The sequence below is a fragment of the Paludisphaera sp. genome, assembly GCF_037189885.1.
Lineage (GTDB): Bacteria > Planctomycetota > Planctomycetia > Isosphaerales > Isosphaeraceae > Paludisphaera.
In genome coordinates, this window is record NZ_JBBCIR010000087.1 from 1 (window position 1) to 17,251 (window position 17,251).

13 protein-coding genes are annotated in these 17,251 nt (G+C 72.4%); 4 read left to right on the forward strand and 9 right to left on the reverse strand.

Annotation, left to right across the window (positions count from 1 at the left end; genetic code table 11):
• Nucleotides 1-169: 169 nt before the first annotated feature.
• On the forward strand, nucleotides 170-1,060 hold the full coding sequence (locus tag WG209_RS21310) for an amidohydrolase family protein (RefSeq protein WP_337177112.1): 891 nt from the start codon (nucleotides 170-172) through the stop codon (nucleotides 1,058-1,060).
• On the forward strand, nucleotides 1,057-1,833 hold the full coding sequence (locus tag WG209_RS21315) for an amidohydrolase family protein (protein ID WP_337177113.1): 777 nt from the start codon (nucleotides 1,057-1,059) through the stop codon (nucleotides 1,831-1,833). Before WG209_RS21310 ends, WG209_RS21315 begins: the two co-directional genes overlap by 4 nt.
• Before the next feature lie 303 nt (nucleotides 1,834-2,136).
• On the opposite strand, the gene WG209_RS21320 is transcribed toward WG209_RS21315, so the two are convergent.
• The 9 genes from WG209_RS21320 to WG209_RS21360 form a co-directional block, all read right to left on the reverse strand.
• Nucleotides 2,137-3,300, reverse strand: coding sequence for a DUF362 domain-containing protein (locus WG209_RS21320; RefSeq protein WP_337177114.1), 1,164 nt, complete (start codon nucleotides 3,298-3,300; stop codon nucleotides 2,137-2,139).
• A 109-nt stretch (nucleotides 3,301-3,409) separates the two neighbouring features.
• Nucleotides 3,410-6,823: a M56 family metallopeptidase gene (locus tag WG209_RS21325; RefSeq protein ID WP_337177115.1), complete on the reverse strand. Its 3,414-nt coding sequence runs from the start codon at nucleotides 6,821-6,823 to the stop codon at nucleotides 3,410-3,412.
• Between the two features lies 1 nt (nucleotide 6,824).
• Complete coding sequence (locus WG209_RS21330) at nucleotides 6,825-7,217, reverse strand: BlaI/MecI/CopY family transcriptional regulator (RefSeq protein WP_337177116.1); 393 nt, start codon at nucleotides 7,215-7,217, stop codon at nucleotides 6,825-6,827.
• Nucleotides 7,218-7,318: 101 nt separating this feature from the next.
• Entirely contained in the window at nucleotides 7,319-8,002 is a 684-nt protein-coding gene (locus WG209_RS21335; protein WP_337177117.1) for a hypothetical protein, read from the reverse strand.
• Between the two features lie 155 nt (nucleotides 8,003-8,157).
• Nucleotides 8,158-9,759 carry an NAD(P)-binding protein gene (locus tag WG209_RS21340; RefSeq protein WP_337177118.1) on the reverse strand — a complete coding sequence of 534 codons (1,602 nt, stop codon included), beginning with the start codon at nucleotides 9,757-9,759 and terminating at the stop codon, nucleotides 8,158-8,160.
• A 318-nt stretch (nucleotides 9,760-10,077) separates the two neighbouring features.
• Nucleotides 10,078-10,380 (reverse strand): prevent-host-death protein, encoded by a 303-nt coding sequence (locus WG209_RS21345; protein ID WP_337177119.1) that lies wholly within the window; start codon nucleotides 10,378-10,380, stop codon nucleotides 10,078-10,080.
• A gap of 55 nt (nucleotides 10,381-10,435) precedes the next feature.
• Complete coding sequence (locus tag WG209_RS21350; RefSeq protein ID WP_337177120.1) at nucleotides 10,436-10,984, reverse strand: hypothetical protein; 549 nt, start codon at nucleotides 10,982-10,984, stop codon at nucleotides 10,436-10,438.
• 203 nt (nucleotides 10,985-11,187) lie between these two features.
• A complete protein-coding gene (locus WG209_RS21355; RefSeq protein ID WP_337177121.1) occupies nucleotides 11,188-12,933 on the reverse strand; it encodes a SpoIIE family protein phosphatase in 1,746 nt (581 codons plus the stop codon).
• Between the two features lie 88 nt (nucleotides 12,934-13,021).
• Nucleotides 13,022-14,764, reverse strand: coding sequence for a serine/threonine-protein kinase (locus WG209_RS21360; RefSeq protein ID WP_337177122.1), 1,743 nt, complete (start codon nucleotides 14,762-14,764; stop codon nucleotides 13,022-13,024).
• 335 nt (nucleotides 14,765-15,099) lie between these two features.
• Between WG209_RS21360 and WG209_RS21365 the strand changes: the two genes are divergently transcribed.
• Nucleotides 15,100-16,134 carry a hypothetical protein gene (locus WG209_RS21365; protein WP_337177123.1) on the forward strand — a complete coding sequence of 345 codons (1,035 nt, stop codon included), beginning with the start codon at nucleotides 15,100-15,102 and terminating at the stop codon, nucleotides 16,132-16,134.
• A 132-nt stretch (nucleotides 16,135-16,266) separates the two neighbouring features.
• Nucleotides 16,267-17,127, forward strand: coding sequence for a hypothetical protein (locus WG209_RS21370; RefSeq protein ID WP_337177124.1), 861 nt, complete (start codon nucleotides 16,267-16,269; stop codon nucleotides 17,125-17,127).
• The last annotated feature ends 124 nt before the right edge of the window (nucleotides 17,128-17,251 follow it).

Here is a 17,251-nt window from a genome sequence, read left to right on the forward strand (position 1 = left end):
GAGACGGTGAACTCGATGATCAAGCGTCATCTGGGCTCGGCGCTCCGCGCGCGGACGGAACCGTCCCAGGCCCGCGAGATCATCCTCCGGGCCATCACTCTCAACGTTATGATCGTGCGACTATGGGTTTTCTACAGAGCATTTGTATTTGCATTCGAGGCCGAATCTCATGTCCCCACGTCCCCCCGACGGCTCCACCTCGCGACGATCGTTCCTGGCCGCGTCGGCGGCGCTGGCCGCGACGGCGGGGGGCATGGCGTCGACGCGGGGCGGGGCGGGAAGTCGAGATCGCGCGAGGGTGATCGACTGCCACGCCCATCTGCATCATCGATCGCGGCCGTCGTGGGAGGCGGAAGACCTGGCGCTGATCGACGCGGCGGATCGGCTGGGGATCGACCAGCTCTGCTGCTCGCTCCTGACGCCGAAGCGGCCGGCGACGGCCGACGGCTTCCGCGAGTGCAACAACTGGGTCCGCGACGCCATGAAGCGGCATCCTGGCCGCGTCCTGGGCTACTGCTACGTCAATCCCGGCGTCGGGGCCGAGGCCGTCGACGAGGTCCGCCGGTGCGTGGGGGACCTGGGGTTCGTCGGCGTGAAGCTGTACAACGAATACTTCTGCGACGATCCCATTGTCTTCCCGGTGATCGAGGCGGCCGTGGAGCTGGGCGCGGTGATCCTCCACCACGCCGGGCACGCCCACCACCCCCTCCCCGGCCAGCCGTTCATCTCCGACGGCGGCCGGATCGCCGCGCTGGCGAGCCGCTACCCGGAAGCGAAGCTGCTCTGCGCCCACGTCTGCGGCGGCGGCGACTGGGAGTGGACCATCAAGGCCCTTCGTCACGCCCCGACCGTCCACCTGGACACCAGCGGCAGCGTCCCCGACGACGGCGTCGTCGAGGCGGCCGTCCGGACGCTGGGCGCCGATCGCGTGGTCTTCGGCTGCGACATGTCGATGACCAACGGCGTCGGCCGGATCCGGGGCGCCGAGATTTCCGACGACGACCGCGTGAAGATCCTCGGCGGCAACATAACCCGCCTGCTGGAAGGGGTCCGCCGATGATCCTCGACGTGAATGCCTACCTGGGGCCGTTCGCCTTCCGGGCGCTCCGGCACGACGACGCGGCCGGCCTGCTCGCCCGGATGGACGCCAAGGGGATCGGCCAGGCCGTCGTCTCCAGCGCCCTGGCGATCACCTATCGCAACACCCAGCCGGCCAACGAACGGCTCGCGGCCGAGGTCAGGGGCCGGGCCGATCGGCTGATCCCGTTCGCCGTCATCAACCCCGCCTACGCCGGCTGGGAGGACGACCTGCGGGCCTGCCGCGACCTGGGCTTCCGCGGCCTGCGGCTCTACCCGAAGTGGCACGGCTACGCCCTGTCCGACGCCGCCTGCCTGGCGCTCGTGGACGCGGCGACCGCGATCGGGATGCCGATCTCGATCCCGATCCGGGTCGAGGACGTCCGCAACCAGAGCTGGATCGTCGACGTGCCCGAGGTGCCGCTCGCCGATGTCGCGGCGCTGGTCGCCGCCCGGCCCGACGCGCGGTTCATGATCCTCAACGGCGCCGGCTTCGCCGGGGGCCCGCTCGGCCGGAAGGGGGACTTGCCGGCGAACTACCTGATCGAGATCTCCCGGATGGACTCCGTCCTGACCGACGAGATCGGCCGTCTGCTGTCGGCCCTGGGGGCGGAACGGCTCGCCTTCGGCACCGGCGCGCCGTTCCACTACCCCGACCTCGCGCTCTTGAAGCTGGAAGTCCTGCGCGCGTCCGAGGCCGACAAGGCGCGCATCGCGCGAGGCAACGCCGCCGCCTGGCTCGGCCTGGACGGCTGACGCGCCCTCAGTCTTCGTAGGCTGGGTCGAGACCCAGCTTGCGCGAGCCGGAGCGTATTCCATGCTGGGTCTCGACCCAGCCTACTGGACCGCGTCATCGAAGGATGTGGGCTTTTTCGTAGGCCAGGTCGAGCCCCTGCTTGCGCAAGCCGAAGCGTATCCCGGAGCTGGGTCGCGACCCAGCCTACAAAGAGGACGGCCGCGACCCACACTTTTAGCCGCGACGGGCTACTACAGGAACATTGCCCGCGACCGACACGATTGACCACGACGGCCTACCGCGAGACCGACGGCGGCCGTCGGTCAGACGTCGCGTTTCGGCGGCTGCCAGTTGTAGGGGTGGAGGGCCTCGGCGACCGAGAGGCCGACGACCTCGATCTGGCGCGGGTCGTTGGTCCCCAGGCCGAGTTCGGCGGCCATCGCCAGGTGGTTGTCGCCGGGGAAGGGGCCGGTGGCGCGCGGCGCCATCGGGTCGTACCCCATGGCGGCCGTGGCGATCGAGTCCGCGCAGACGGCGTTGCGGCCGGCGATCAGGAGGCCCGGCTCCTGGGGCTTCGTGGGGACCCAGGGGCCCTCGCCGCCGGACGTGGATTCGATGCCGTCGATGATGACCAGGTCGATCGGCCGGATGCCGACGGAGTCCAGGATGTGCCGGGGCACGCGGTACGACGGCACGCGCGGGGTGGTCCGGGACAGCTCCTTGGGGATGCCGTCTGCCGGCTCTTCCTGGCCGTCGTGGAACATCGCGCGGCTGCTGGTGCTGTCTTCCCTGTGCTCGGCCTGGCCGTAGAGGGCGATCGGCGTGACGCCGAAGTTGTTCTTCATCCCCAGCGTGACGCCGGCCGTGAAGTGGTTCTTCAGCTTGGCGAGCGAGACGTAGACGTCGCACTCGTGGTACGCGGGGTTGACGTGGTAGGCCGGGTAGAGCGAGCCGCCCCAGGGGACCTTGATCTCCCGGTACGACTTCCGCTTGCCGAGGTTCCGGGTGTCCTCGAACTCGACGGGGATCTTGGTGGCGGTCAGGGCGTCCAGATCCCAGCCGGCGGCCTTGAGGTAGGGCTCGAACGCCTCGTGCTGGTGGGTCGACTCCAGGAACCGGACCCTGCGCGCACCGGCGTTGTCGAGCATCCGGGCCACGGCCAGCACCACGGCGGGGTGGACCTGATACGTCCGGCTGGCGGGCTTGCCGTGGACGTCCTGGCGGACGTTGCCGACGAGATTGACCTTCACGGCGACCGTCTTCCCCTCGACCAGGGGCCGGAGGCCGCCGAGCTTGTCCATCAGCCCTTCCAGCTCGGCGAGGACCGCGCCGGGGTCGTACTTCCGGCAGCGGGCGATGCCCACCGGCGACGACGGCGGCGCGGGGGCGGGGGCGGTCCCGGCCCGGAGCGAGGGGGCGACCATCGGCGCCAACATCGTGGCGCCGGCGGCCTGCAGGAACCTCCGGCGGCGGCATTGCGGCTTCATGGGATCCTCCCGCGTCGGGGCGATGTGGTGATGCCTGGCTCGACGATCGTAAGCATCCCCGACCGGCGGAAGCAACGGGCATGCCGGTCCCCTCGCCCCGGCCGAGGGATCACGGGATCTCGATCCGCAGCGTCTCGCCGGCCTTCAGCACGACGCGGCGGGTGTCGAGAGTCCGCCGGGTGAACGCCCCGGGGGTGCTCGGGAGGGGTTCGAGCGGGCCCATCAGGTAGAGGTCTTGCTCGCCGGCCGCGAGGTCGTCGAGCTCGAACAGGGACGGGTCGTCCGGCGTCGGCGAGGCGGTCCGCGTGGGCCCCTCGGGACGTCGCGGGCTGATCCGGAGCTCGTCGAATCGGGGCCGCTTCGCGCGGTCCACCGAGACGACGACCCGCGCGGGGGGATCGAGCGTCACGTCGAGGGCCCCCGCCGCCGCGTCGTCCAGGCGGTCCAGCCGCTCGGACGAGCCGGGCGGGATGCCCTCGCCTCGCCAGTACAGCGAGACCGAGGCGTCCCGGGGGAACCCCGAGAAGCGAAAGCGACCCTCGGCGTCGGCGACGGCCTCCGCGTACCGCGCGATCGACGGGTCCAAATCCAACCGGGCGAACACGTCCCAGTTGAAGCGGGCGCGGCCGGCCTCCCCCGGGGGTCGGCTGGCGACCAGCCGCAGCTCGGCGCCGGCGGCCGGCTTGCCGTCGGCGCGGAGGAGCCGGCCGGCGTAGGACCGGACCGAGGCCGGGTCGATGGCCGCGAGCCGGTATACACCCTCGCTCGCCTCCCCGGGCCGGGCGACGACCACGCGCTCGGCGGTCGCGTCTTCATGCCCCAGGGCCGAGACCCTGACCAGGAGGGGCGCACCGACGGGGAGGTCGCCGAGCCGGAACCGGCCGTCGTCCGACCGGAATTCCTGGCCGGGCTCGACCAGGGTGGACCATAGCCCGGGGCTCGGCTCGTCGCGCCCCCGCAGCGGCGAATGGGTGATTCGCACGCGGAACGCCCGCAGCGGTTGGCCGGAGCCGTCCACCGCCCGGCCCAGGATCACGCCCGCCGGCACCATGCGGACCTCGACGACGTCGGGGCCGTCCAGCGGGAGGTCGTCGCGACGGAGATCCGAATAGCCGGCCCTGGAGAATTCGAGCGGGCAGCGCGGGGGGAGTTCGGCGAACGCGAAGCGGCCGTCCGCGTCCGTCGTCCCGGTGCCTCCGTCGCCAAACGGGTTGAACCCGTCGCCGTGGGCGACCCGGACGCCCTCGAGCGGCCGGCCCTCCGCGTCGACCACCCGGCCGCGGATGCGGTGGCCGGGCTCCAGCGCGATCGTCGCGCGGCCGGGCCGATCCGCGGGGCCGGGCTCGACGTCGAGCCGCCTGGCCTGGAAGCCGTCGGCGCGGACGACGACCTGGGTGGCCCGCATGATCCCCCGATAGAGGTCGTCCAGCCGGAACGTCCCGTCCGGCCCGGTCCGCGTCTCGCGCGTCTCGTTGCTCGACGTCCCGGGGTTCGTCACCAGGGCGCCGGCGACGGGCCGGCCTTCATGGTCCAGCACGACGCCCGCCACCGAGCCGCCGAAGGGCCGGGGCTCGATCGTCAGGTCCAGGGCCCGCTCCGCCTCCTCGACGCGGATGGCGACGTCCTTTCGCGTGTATCCCTCCTTCGAGAGGTTGATCGTCAGGTCGACGTCGCGCGGGACGCTCCGCGCGACGTAACGGCCGTCGGGGTCGGTCACGATCCAGTCGTACTGATCCGGGACGTTCGCGACCCGGACGCTCATCCCGACGCCGCCGACGGGGTGCCCCGAGGGGTCGCGGACGACGCCGCTCAGGTCGGCGCCGGGGCCCAAAAGGAACTCGACCTCGGCGTCGCGGCCGTTGTCCAGGTTCAGCCATCGCGCCTCGGCGGCGAAGCCCTCGGCGCGGGCGCGTAGGTTCCAGAGCTCGGCGTCGAGGGGGAAGACCCGCGCGACGCCCCGCTCGTCGGCCATGAACACCTCGGGGAAGACGCCCCAGCCCATCTCGATCAGCGCGCCCGGGATCGGCCGGCCGTCGGCCCGGGCCTTCACGACCGCCGTCACCGCGACGGCCGGCTTGAGCCGCAGCTCGACGGGCTTCGGCTCCTCGTCCCCCTCCGGGACGACCACCGACACGCAGCGGGCCAGGCCGCGCGACGTGGCCAGGTCGTCGAGCGTCGCCCAGACGCGGTAGCGGGCCGGCGCGGCGTCGAACTCGAAGGAGCCGTCGGGGCCGGCCTTCGTCGTCTTGAGGATCGAATCGCTCATACGGCCGTCCACGTCGTCGCGGCGCGGCGGCCACCAGAGGGAGACCTCGGCGCCCGCGGCCGGGGCGCCGTCGGCGTCGACCACGGCCCGGCCGGTCAGCCGCCTGGGGGGGCCGTCGGGGAACTTCGTCGGCGTCGGCTTCGGCGTCGAGGCGGGATCCTCCGGGACGGGCGCGGCGATCGGGGCCGGCGCCGGCGCCTCGGGCGCTGCCGCGGCCCGGCGCGCGGGCTGGGCCGTCGCGAGCAGCGACGCCATGGCCAGGCCCGCCGCCAGCAGGAGGGCGCCCGGCCAGCGACCCAGCGGCGCATGGCCGCGAGCGTCGTCGAAGAGCGCCTTCACCCGATCCTCCAGCGCGTTCCGGCGGGCCATGGCGACGGCCTCCGCGAGCCTCGGGGCGCGGAGTCGGCGGGCGAGGGCCACGAGCTGCTCGGCGTAGGTGGCCGGCCGCTCGCCCGAGGCGACCACCATGTCGTCGCAGGCGTGCTCGCACTCGGCCCGCATGCGGCGGAGCGCGTGCCAGGCCAGGGGCTGGAACCAGAAGAGGGAGACGGCCAGCCTGGACAGCAGGTGGACGGCCGCGTCGCCCCGACGGATGTGCGCCAGCTCATGCGAGAGGACGACCCGGCGCGTGGCCTCGGGCCAGGACTCGGCCTCGGCCGGCAGCAGGACGACCGGGCGGACGACGCCCCACGTCGACGGGATCTCCGACCCCCCGCCGATCCGCAGGTCGACCGGCCGGCGCACGCCCAGGGCGCGGCGGATCTCGTCGAGGGACGCCGACCACGCCCCGCCCAGGGGACGGGACGCGCGCCGGCGGCGGGCGTTCGTGGCCAGGCCGGCGACCGTCGGCAGGGCCGTGAGGGCCGCGCCCGCCCCCCACGCCATCGCCCAGGGGTCGAGACGGGACGGCGCCGCGAACTCCCGCCGCGACGGAGCGACGGCCGACGGAAGCATGGCCGCGACGGGCTCCGAGTCGGTCGCCGGCGCCGGCTCGGCGAGCATCGGTCGTGGGACATTCTCCACGCGGGCGACGACCGGGGCGGCCGGCGTCGGGGCGGGGGGCGGCAGGACGGCGAGGGCCCAGCCCGGGGCGAGCGCCGAGGCGGCCGGCAGGACGAGGAGGCCCAGGAAGGCCGTCGCCCAGACGCGATGCCGGCGCGCGGCCGAGGCGCGCCGCGGCAGGCCGGCGGCCAGGGCGGCCAGCAGGAGGAGGATCGTCGAGCGGACGGCGGCGTCGAGCAGCAGCGCGCGCGTCATGTCACTTCCCCTTCTTCCGGGCGTCTCGGATCAGGGCTTCCAGCCGTTCCAGCTCCTCGTCGGACATCTTCGCGACCGAGGGATCCAGGATGGCCTCCACGGCCGCGGCGGCCGAGCCGGCGAAGAACGTCCGCATCAGGTGCTCAAGCGCCCCGAGCCTGGCCGCGTCGCGCGAGTGCGCGGGCCGATAGACGTACTTGACCCCCTCGCGGCGATGCCTCAACAGCCCCTTGGCCTCCAGCGAGCGGACCATCGTCCGCACCGCCGAGTACGACGGGGGATCCGCCAGGCCGGCCAGGACGTCCGCCACCGACGCCTCTCCCAGCCGGTACACGACGTCCATGATCTGCCGCTCCCTAGCCCCGAGCGGCTCCCGCGGGTCGCCCTTCGCCATGCCGAATCCTCCCCGGACGTGAAGTGGCAATCGATTGCCACATGGCAATTTATTGCCATCCAGGGGCGAGAGTCAAGCGGGATCCGGGGGCGGGGCCGGATTCAGCGGTCGCGGCGGCCGTCGCCGTCGGTGTCGGAGGGGCGACGGGGCGGCGGGGGCGGGAACGGCGCGAGGGGCTGGGGGGGGCCGTAGGAGAGCCGGGTGAGGCGGCGGCTGACGTCGACCGAGAGGCAGAGCAACGCCGCGGCGCAGACGAGCAGGACGACGGCGGCGACGGGGCGGAGCAGCTCGTCGGAGAAGAATCGCGCGTCGTCGAAACGCCACGCGGCGACGGCCGTCCGCAGCGCGATCGCCGCGGCGGCGGCCATGAAGGCGACCGCCCACGCCTGGAACAGCCGGATCCGGAGGGTCGCGGGGCGCAGGGCATGGGCGACCCGAACCGGGGGGAGGACGACGGGGAGTCGGCTCGCCGGCGCGGCCCGGGGCGGCGGGGGGACGACGCCGGGGTCGCCGGACCAGTCGCCGTCCCAGGGCTCGTCGGGGCCGTCGGACCAGGGCCCTTCCCACGGGTCGTCGGGGCCGGCGACGATCGGGTCCAGCTCGTAGGAGGAGTCGTCGGGGTCGGTCCTGGCACCGGCCGAGTCGACGGACGCCAGGGCCCTGATGCGAGGGTCGTCGATGTGGAAGCCGAGGCGGCACTTCGGGCATCGCGCGCGGTGCGTCGCGGGGCTCGCGTGGTCGGGCAGGCGGCCGGAGTAGCCGCAATGGGGGCAGTCGAGGATCATGGACGTTGGGCCCTCCCGCACGGCGGCCTTCCGACCGGCGATGCCATGCTAAGGTCGGATCGCCGGCCTGCCAAGCCGTCGCCGCGCGGACGCCCCAAAACGGCGACGACGCGTGGCCTCACGCCAACATGCCGGCTCTCGCGGGCGTCGGGGCGTCACGCGGGGGGGGCGAAGGCGGCGACCAGGGCGCGGGCGACGCGGAGGCCGTCGACGGCGGCGCTGACGATCCCGCCGGCGTAGCCGGCCCCCTCGCCGCAGGGGTACAGGCCGGCGACCGCCGGGCTCTGGAGGCCGACGTGGTCGCGGGGGATCCGCACCGGGGAGCTGCCGCGCGATTCCGGGCCGGTGATGGTGGCGTCGCGGAGGAACAGGCGGCCCATCCGGCGGTCCATGATCGGCAGGCCCTTCAGCAGCGCCTCGGCGACCTGCTCGGGGAGGATGCGGCCCAGGTCCATCGGCTTGACGGTCCCCCGGGTGTAGCTGGAGGGGAGCTTGCCGCGGCTGGGGCGGCCGGCGAGGAAGTCGCGCGCCCACTGGATCGGCGCGGCGTAGGACCGCCCGCCGGCCACGTAGGCGGCGCGCTCGTAGTGCTGCTGGAAGTGGACGCCGGCCAGGGGGTGGGAGCTGGTCAGGGTCGGGTCGACGGTGACGACCAGGCCGCTGTTGGCGAAGGGGGAGTCGTGCCGGCTCTCGCTCATGCCGTTGGAGCACCAGTAGCCCGGCTCGGAGACGCTGGGCATGACGTAGCCGCCGGCGCACATGCAGAAGGTGAACAGGTCGCAGGCCCCGGCGCGGACGTTCAGGGTGTAGTCGGCCGCCCCCAGCGCGGGATGCCCCTGCCTGGGGCCGTACTGGGCCATGTCGATCTGCCCCTGCGGCTGCTCGATGCGGACGCCGAACTGGAACGGCTTGGCCTGGATGGGGATGCCGCGGCGCAGGAGCATGTCGTAAGTGTCGCGGGCGCTGTGGCCCATGGCGAGGATCGCGACGTCGGCCGGGATGTAGCCGGAGCTGGTCGCCAGGCCGCGGAGCCGGCCGTCGGCCATGTCGACGTCCTCCACGCGGCAGGAGAAGCGGACCTCGCCGCCGAGGGCCTCCATCTTCTTGCGGAGGGTGCGGACGACCAGGGGGAGGCGGTTGGAGCCCAGGTGGGGGCGATGCTCGTAGACGACGGAGGGCTTGGCGTGGCAGTCGGCCAGGATCTCCAGCACCTTGCGGACGTCGGGCCCGCCGCCGCGGCAGGTGAGCTTGCCGTCGCTGAAGGTGCCGGCGCCCCCCTCGCCGAAGAGGTAGTTGCTCTCGGCGTCGACGGGACCGCCGGCGTCGAACGCGCGGACGTCGGCGACGCGGTCCTTGACGGCGCGGCCGCGCTCCAGGACGAGCGGGCGGTAGCCGTGCAGGGCGAGCATGTACCCGGCGATCAGCCCGGCCGGGCCGGCGCCGATCACCACCGGCCGCCGTTCCAGCGGCGACGAGCCCGGGTCGGGCCAGGCGAAGCCCTCGTCGCGGTAGGGCTGGACGTCGCGGAGGCCGGCGGACAGGGCGCGCTCGGCGGCGTCGGCCGGCAGCTCCAGCTCCATCGCGTAGTTGAAGTGGAGGTCGTCGACGCGGCGGGCGTCGAGCGACTTGCGGAGGATCCGCCAGCGCAGGACCGCGTCGGCACCCAGGCCGAGGCGGCCGGCGGCGCGCGCGGGGAGCGACTCCTCGGGGTCGTCCAGCTCCAGGCGGAGGTTGTTCAGCTTGACCGAGGTGCTCATGTCGTGGTGGCGCGGGTCGGCATCATGCCTCGCGGTCGAAGTCGTCGATCCAAAGTCCATCCCCGCCGACGCGCGGGCCGTGGTGCAACTTAATCATAAACAGAGAATTGGCTTAAATCAACGCCGCTCGGGGCCAATCGGGGGTCCCCGAATCCTCGACGCCGTCCTCCGCTACCCGACATCCTCAGGCAAGGACCCGAGCAAGGCGGAGACGCCGTGGCCTCCAAGACGCGGCGGCGGGCGAACGCTCGGCGATCCAATCGAACGCGGCCAGGGCTTCCGCCTCCGCCCTGGGCTGGACGACGATCCGATGGCGGCTCATCCCCCTTGCTTCGCCTTCGCGGCGGCGAGCTGGGCTTCCATCTCGGCGAACATCGCCTCGATGGGGCGGCCCTTGCCGGCCTTCATCTCCTCGACGGCGACGCGGAGCGATTCCATCTCGTCCGCTCGCCGGGCGATGTCCATCAATTGCCGATACGACGCGGAATCCTGCACCACCAGCTCGGCCTCGCCGTTGATGGTGAGCACCACCGGCTCGCCGGATCGCTGGAGCTGATCGAGGAACTCCGACGCGCGCCGCTTGCAGTCGGGGAGGGGGTGGATGTCCCGGCTTAGATCCATGACCCTTCCCCTCCGCGTGGTTGAAACGAGGCCAGGCGCGCTGGCGGGCTGAGCTTCAGTTCCTGGCACGAAGGGCGCGAAGGATGCTCACGGCCGTCTCTTTCGGGCGACGCCGCTCCGGGAGCCCATCCCAGAAGGCCTCGATGCCGGTCTCCCCGCGCTCATAGAGCCCGTACCGCCGTTCCAACTCCTTGGCATCGGGATCGCGACTGGCCCATCGCTCAAGGAGCCCCAGCAGCGCCCGCTCCTCGGCCCCCGAGATGGGGATCCGCCGCGCCTCTTCGCCGTGAGGGAAGAAGCTGTTCAGGATGATATTGTGGTGGCCTTCCAGGGTGTTCGGGTCGTCTTCCCAGACGCGCGTGTCCTCCAGACAGACATCCCTCGCGACTCCCCTCGCGTCCGCGAAGCGGAGGCCCTTGCTTCCGCCGTCGTCGAACGACATGGCATCGACGATGGTGATCGGCTCGACCACGTCGCGGAGGAACGGACTCTGAGGCGACGGGGCCGGACCGCGACCGGGCTGGAGGCTCGACCGCACCGCCCAAAAGGAGAACGCCATGGTCAGCGTCACGCTGGCGAGGATCACCCGAGGAAGCGACTTCATACTGGGAATCCCCCGCGCGATCGGAATCCCGAACCGCCATGGCATCCTACGATAATCCCGGCGAGATCGCCGGGACAGCGACGCTCATCCGCCCACGCGCATTGCCTTTTGGGATATCACGAAACTCCTCGCTCGCCCCCTCGGCACGGAGCGGCTCGTCCGGGCGACGCGAGACGGCTTCGTCCACGCGCGTCGACGCGGGCTCAGCCGGGGCCTTCGGGGCGTGACTCTGGCGTCGTCCCGGGGGGGGCGGTGGGGCCGAAGCAGATCAGGGTGATGTCGTCGGCCTGGGGGTGGCCCAGGGAGTGGGCGCGGACGTCCCGGAGGATCGCCTTGCCGACCTCCTCGGCGCCGCCGGGGGTGCCGGCCAGGAGGCGGAGCAGGCGGCGGTCCTCGCGGCTGTCGTACAGCCGGTCCTTCGCGCCTCGGGAGTCGGAGACGCCGTCGGAGTAGACGACGGCGACGTCGCCGGGGCCCAGGGTCGTCCGCGCCTGCTCGTACTCGGCCCCCGGCACGATCCCCAGCGGGAAGCCGACGATCTCCTCGCCCAGCTCCTCCACCCGGCCGTCGGCGCGGCGGACCAGGATGGGGAGGTGGCCGGCGGAGGCGAACGTGTAGGTCCCCGTCTGGAAGTCCAGGACGCCCAGGCTCAGCGTGATGAACTTCTCGTCGATCGCCGCGGCGAACAGCAGCGAGTTCAGCTCGGCGGCGGCCGGGCCGGGGGCGTTCTCGGTGAGGATGCAGTAGCGGGTGTCCCCGGAGAACTTGGCCATCATCAGCGCCGCGGCCACCCCCTTGCCGGAGACGTCGCCGAGCGCCACGGCCAGGCGGTCGTGCGAGAGGGGGACGAAGTCGTAGTAGTCGCCGCCGACCTCGTAAGTCGGCTCGTAGTGGGCGAAGAACTCGTAGCCGGGGACGTCGGGGACCTGCTGCGGGAGGAACCGCTTCTGCACCTGCTCGGCGATCTTCAGGTCGCGCTCCAGCCGCTCGCGCTCCAGGAGCGACTCGTGGAGCCGGGCGTTCTGGATCGAGATCGCCGCCTGGCCGGCGACGGCGGTCAGCACGTCCAGGTCCTCCTGGCGGAACTGCATGCGGTCGCTGGTGTCGAGCTGGATGATCCCCACCGCCTGGCCGTCGGGCGTGACCATGGGGGCGCACATCACCGACCGGATCTTCAGGTCGGCGATCGAGGCGCTGGTGGGGAGGTCCTTGTCGGCGCCGGCGTCCTGGCTGAGGACGGCCTTCTTCTGGCCCAGGACGTGGTTGACCAGCGACCGGCTCATCTGCATCGGGGCCTCGTCGGCCGGGACGCTCGGGTTGAAGCTGATCCGGCCGCGGCCGGCGCGGATCTTGGTGGCCTTGTGGATCAGCCGCCCGGTCGCCGGGTCGGCCAGGACGAGGAACGAGCGCTCGGCCTGGGGGAAGAGCTGGGAGAGCGACTCCAGGACGCGCGGGGCGACCTTGTCGATCCTCAGCTCGGTGGAGAGATCCCGGGTGATCTCCAGGACGGCGCGCAGCTTCACCTCGGGCTTGACCACGCTGGCGAGGGCGCTGGAGCGCGAGGCGTCCAGGGTGTGCAGCGGGGGGACCACGAACGCCTCGCCGTCGGCGACGATCACCACCTCGCGGTCCTGGGGGCCCTCGTCCGTCTCCTCGAGCTGGAAGACGAAGTCGACGTCGCAGATGCTGATGCGGTCGCCGGGGACGAGCCGGCGGTCGTCGCCGGGGACCACCTTGACGTCGTTGAGCCGCGTCAGGTTTCGCGACTTGAGGTCGGCGACGAAGTAGTCGTCCCCCCGGCGGTAGACCTCGGCGTGGCGGCGGCTGACGCCGTTGAGCCCCAGCACGACCTGGCACTGGTCCGGCGACCGGCCGATGACCGTCCGTTCCCGCGTCAGCTCGATGATCTGCCCGGCCGAGTCGCCGTTGGCCCGCTTCAGGAATGCCATCCCGTCCTCCGCCTCCCGGCCCCCTCGGCACGCCCCGACGCGCCCGGATCTTACATTATAGAGAGCGTACCACGACGCCGCGACGCCGTCATCGGATCGCGAGGTCCGTCGTCAGGACGCGATTTCGCAGGAGCAGCAGCCGGCCCCGCAGCGCGGCCAGCTCGGGCCGCTGGGCCGCGGCGCCGGTCGCGCCGGGCTGGTCGATCGCGCGCAACGCGTCGGCGACGATCTCCAGCGCGAAGTCGACGAGCCCCGGGTCGGAGAGGGGCCGGTCCCTCGAATCGAGCACGTTGCGGACGCGGCCGATGACGCCGTCGACGTCGCGCAAGAGCATCGACTCGGCGGCGTCCAGGACGTGGGCCAGCTGCTCGTCGCGGGTCTGCCGAGCCCGCCAGGCCCGGACGTCGCCCGCCAGCCCGGCGACCCGGCCGATGTCGCGCTCGCGATAGAGCGCCCGGCCGAGGTTCAGGTAGGCCGGCGACGCCCAATCGTAGGAGTCCGGGAAGTACCCCGGCACGGCCAGCCAGGCGGCGGCCAGGCGGTCGGGGGGGGCGACGAGCCAGGCGTATCGGTACTGCGCCTCGGCCGACTCGCGACGCTCGATCGAGCCCCACGGCGGCCCCAGCCCCAGCGCGGGCGCCGCCGCGGCGGCGGCGCGACGCTCCGCCAGGCGCTCGGCGGAGCGAGCCCGCCAGCCCGCCAGCCCGCCGACGACGGCCGCCGCGATCGCCAGCGCGGCCAGGTTCCTCGGGCGGAACCACCCGGCGCCGTCGCCGCCCGCCAGGGCGCGGAGCAGGGGGGCCGGGTCGAACCCTCGCGCCGGGCCCGGCGCCTCGACGCCGGCCCCGGAGGGCGACCGCGCCGCGACGGGCCCGGAGGGCGCCGAGGGGAGCGCGGCCAGGTCGACGGCCGACGCGCCGGCGATGGTCGTCATCTGGGCCCGGACGCGGTTCAGCTCGGCCAGCATCTCGCCCGCGGACTGGTAGCGGTCGTCCGGCTTCTTCGCCATCAGCTTCATCACCAGCCGCTCCACGTCGGCCGGCACGTCGGGCCGGCGCGCCCGGATCGGGACCGGCTGCTCGCGGACGTGCTTCAGCGCCAGGGCCAGCGCCGAGTCGGCCCGGAACGGCGGCTCGCCGACGATCATGTGGTAGTACGTCACCCCCAGCGAGTAGAGGTCGCTGCGATGGTCCAGCGCGTGCCCCTGGGCCTGCTCCGGGCTCATGTACAGCGGCGTCCCCATCGTCGTCCCCTGCTGGGTGACGTGGTGCCGGTCCGAGTCCATGTCGCGGCAGAGGCCGAAGTCGGCCACCTTCAGCCGGCCCTTGCGCGTGAGCAGCAGGTTCTCGGGCTTGATGTCGCGGTGGATCAGCCCCACCTCGCCCGCCGCGCCGATCGCCGAGGCCGACTGCCGCATGATCGAGAGCGCCAGCGGGAGATCCAGCGACCCCTTGCGGATCAGGTACTCGCGGAGGTTCGTCCCCTCGACGTACTCCATCGCGATGTAGTGGACGCCGTCGGCCTCGCCCAGCGCGTACACCTGGACGATGTTCGAATGGTTGAGCTTGGCGACCGCGGTCGCCTCGATGGAGAACCGGCTCAGGTAGGCCGGCCGCGACACCCATTCCGGCAGCAGCACCTTGAGCGCCACGGGGCGCTTGAGGCTGATCTGCTCGGCGAGGTAGACCTCCCCCATGCCGCCGCGGCCGAGGAGCCGATCGACGCGGAAATCCCCCAGGACCATCCCGGAGAGGTCGCGAGGCGCGGCCTTCTTGGGTCCCGACCAGGAGGCGGTGCGGTCATACTGGCCGGAGGAGGAGTCGGTTATCATCGCGTTGCCGTGGGGTTCGTGTGGTTGTCGCCCGTCGCGGCCGATCCGTCGACGCGTCCAGCTTAATATGGACAACAGCGGCGCGGGAGTCCCGGATCCGTCGCGGGGATCGTCGATCCTCCCCGAGTCCATTGTACGCCCGCCGACGCGCGGCGTCGGGGGTGTTCGACGCGAGGCCCCGAGGATTCGGCCCGATGTCGGAAATTCACCACGCCCATTCGGACCATGACGAAATGGCCTCGATGGTTCCTTTACGCCCACCGGCCGCCGCGATAGCATGACGCCCGCGTCGGTGGATTGACGCGAGCAGCCATGATCACCCGCGGGGTTCGGCCATGTCCAGCGATCGCGAGCCGGCCGTCGACGAGGTCTTCGAGAACCCCGGTCCGGGGGGCGGGTCCGCGAGGTACTTCTTCCTGGGGGGGCTCGCGCTGGTCGCGATCGCGATCGCGAGCTTCCTCCTGGCGATCAGCGTCCCATCCGGCCAGTTGTCGCTGCACGCGACGACCACGCTGCCATTGATCGTGGCGACGGGGCTGTTCGCGCGGGCCTTCGCCCTGCGCGGCCTGCCCGATCGCATCGTCGTCGGCCCCGACGGGATGGAGATCGAGACGCGGCGAGGCGCGAGGAAGCATCCCTGGTCCGAGATCGGCTCCGCGGCCAGGGTGAACGTGCTGAACAGCCAGAAGACCTGCCTGCGCGTCACGGACACGGACGGCAAGGCCATCGTCCGGGTCGACGAGTCGTTCCCCGATTACGAGCGGCTCGCGGCGCTGGTGGAATCGTACGTCGACGCCAAGCCCGACGACACCTCGGCCCGGATCATGGCGAGGAAGGCCAGGCGGATGGCCCTCTTCACCTTCGCGGCCGGCTGCTTCCTCGCCCTCGCCGCGGTGTTCATCGCGCTCGACACGCGCGAGCGCCAACGCGCCGACGGGTTGCTGGCCGCGAAGGGGGTCCCGGGGGAGGCCGAGATCGTCCGGCGTTTCACCGCCCCCAACGGCGTGACGAAGCGGATCGAGTACCGCGTCGCCGGCTCCGGGGTCAAGAACGTCGAGGTGCATCCGGCGATATGGGACCTGCTCGAAGGCGCCGAGACCATCGTGGTCGTTTACGTCCCGGACGAGCCCGACATCAGTCGGCTCGATTTCGGAGAGGTCCGAGACGGGGACTTCACGAAGTCCCCCCGGGGCGGCTACCTGCTCGCCGCGCTCGGCGGGCTGATGGCCCTCTTCATGCTCGGCTACAGCCCGATCGCCTGGATGGGGTACGACCTGGCCTTCGACGACAAGCGGCGGACCTGGAAGGTCACGCGGCATGGCCGGGTGGTCTGGTCCTCCGGGAAGGGAGACGCCGGGACGGGCCGATGATCCGGGCCGATTCCGGCCCCTCGCGAGTTGATCGACGCCCCGCGAGGCGCTATCGTGAAGGAGACGAGGATCGTGCGCGCCGGGAGATCGGCGCGACGCGGCGGGCCGATTCAAATAGAAGGGGAGAGGGCCATGGGCGCGACGGGACGGCTGCACGACGGACGGCTCCGGATCGCGATCGCCGCGTGGCTGGGGCTGGCGACGGCCTGCCTGGCGCTGGCGCCCGCGCGGGCGACCGCGCAGGGCTTCATCGACGACCCGCTGGAACGGGCGATGGAGGAGGCGCTGGCCGGCAGGCCGCAGCGAGGGGCGGCGGGGCTCCCCCCCGCGCCGCCGGAGGGCGCCTGGGGCGAGGTCATCAACGCCAACGAGCGCTGGATCGTCATCCAGAACCACATCGGCCAGCAGTTCCCGATCGCGGTCGCCGACATCCAGGAGTTCCTGATCCGCTGGCCTAGCCGATCCGACGATATCTCGCCCACGGCGCTGGTGGAGGCGATCGGGTTCAGCCCCGGCTCGAACGTCGTCCGGACCGACCACGTCGACTACTTCGAGGGGGATGACCGCTCCCTCGTCGCGCCGACGTACAACGAGGTCCTGCCGAACAACATGGTGGTGACGACGCTGGATCCGGGCTTCAACCGCTTCATGAACGCCTGGGACTACGCCGGCCAGAACCTGCTGTACGGCTGGGCCTACCCGGTGCCGGCGGGGGTCGGCGGCAACCCCGGGCGGCTGCACGTCGTCGGCGAGATGGTCATGGACCAGCCGATGCGGCTGCTCGTGCCGGGGAACATCGTGGCGACCATCCTCCCCGGGGACGCCGGCGGCATCAGCGTCACCCAGATCACCCGCGGCGACTCGCGCTTCGTCCGCAAGGGGGACTACGCCTTCCTGATGCCCATCGAGGCCCGCCTCCGCGGCCTGCGCGTCTCCCAGCTCGTCGTCTACAAGCCGATGCCCCTCCGCCGCTTCAACCCCGACGCGAAGTGAGGGCGGGCGCGCGGCGATAGACCCCGAACCGGCGCTGGAGCGGGCCGGCCTGGGGGCGCGAGGAAGCATGGCGCGAGCGTAACGCTCTTCCCCCCTCGCGGTGCTCCGTCGAACACAACGCCGA

Bases quoted from the DNA above. Each gene is read 5' to 3' on its own strand.
- WG209_RS21310 (WP_337177112.1), top strand. From the start codon at position 170: ATGTCCCCACGTCCCCCCGACGGCTCCACCTCGCGACGATCGTTCCTG.
- WG209_RS21315 (WP_337177113.1), top strand. From the start codon at position 1,057: ATGATCCTCGACGTGAATGCCTACCTGGGGCCGTTCGCCTTCCGGGCG.
- WG209_RS21320 (WP_337177114.1), bottom strand. From the start codon at position 3,300: ATGAAGCCGCAATGCCGCCGCCGGAGGTTCCTGCAGGCCGCCGGCGCC.
- WG209_RS21325 (WP_337177115.1), bottom strand. From the start codon at position 6,823: ATGACGCGCGCGCTGCTGCTCGACGCCGCCGTCCGCTCGACGATCCTC.
- WG209_RS21330 (WP_337177116.1), bottom strand. From the start codon at position 7,217: ATGGCGAAGGGCGACCCGCGGGAGCCGCTCGGGGCTAGGGAGCGGCAG.
- WG209_RS21335 (WP_337177117.1), bottom strand. From the start codon at position 8,002: ATGATCCTCGACTGCCCCCATTGCGGCTACTCCGGCCGCCTGCCCGAC.
- WG209_RS21340 (WP_337177118.1), bottom strand. From the start codon at position 9,759: ATGAGCACCTCGGTCAAGCTGAACAACCTCCGCCTGGAGCTGGACGAC.
- WG209_RS21345 (WP_337177119.1), bottom strand. From the start codon at position 10,380: ATGGATCTAAGCCGGGACATCCACCCCCTCCCCGACTGCAAGCGGCGC.
- WG209_RS21350 (WP_337177120.1), bottom strand. From the start codon at position 10,984: ATGAAGTCGCTTCCTCGGGTGATCCTCGCCAGCGTGACGCTGACCATG.
- WG209_RS21355 (WP_337177121.1), bottom strand. From the start codon at position 12,933: ATGGCATTCCTGAAGCGGGCCAACGGCGACTCGGCCGGGCAGATCATC.
- WG209_RS21360 (WP_337177122.1), bottom strand. From the start codon at position 14,764: ATGATAACCGACTCCTCCTCCGGCCAGTATGACCGCACCGCCTCCTGG.
- WG209_RS21365 (WP_337177123.1), top strand. From the start codon at position 15,100: ATGTCCAGCGATCGCGAGCCGGCCGTCGACGAGGTCTTCGAGAACCCC.
- WG209_RS21370 (WP_337177124.1), top strand. From the start codon at position 16,267: ATGGGCGCGACGGGACGGCTGCACGACGGACGGCTCCGGATCGCGATC.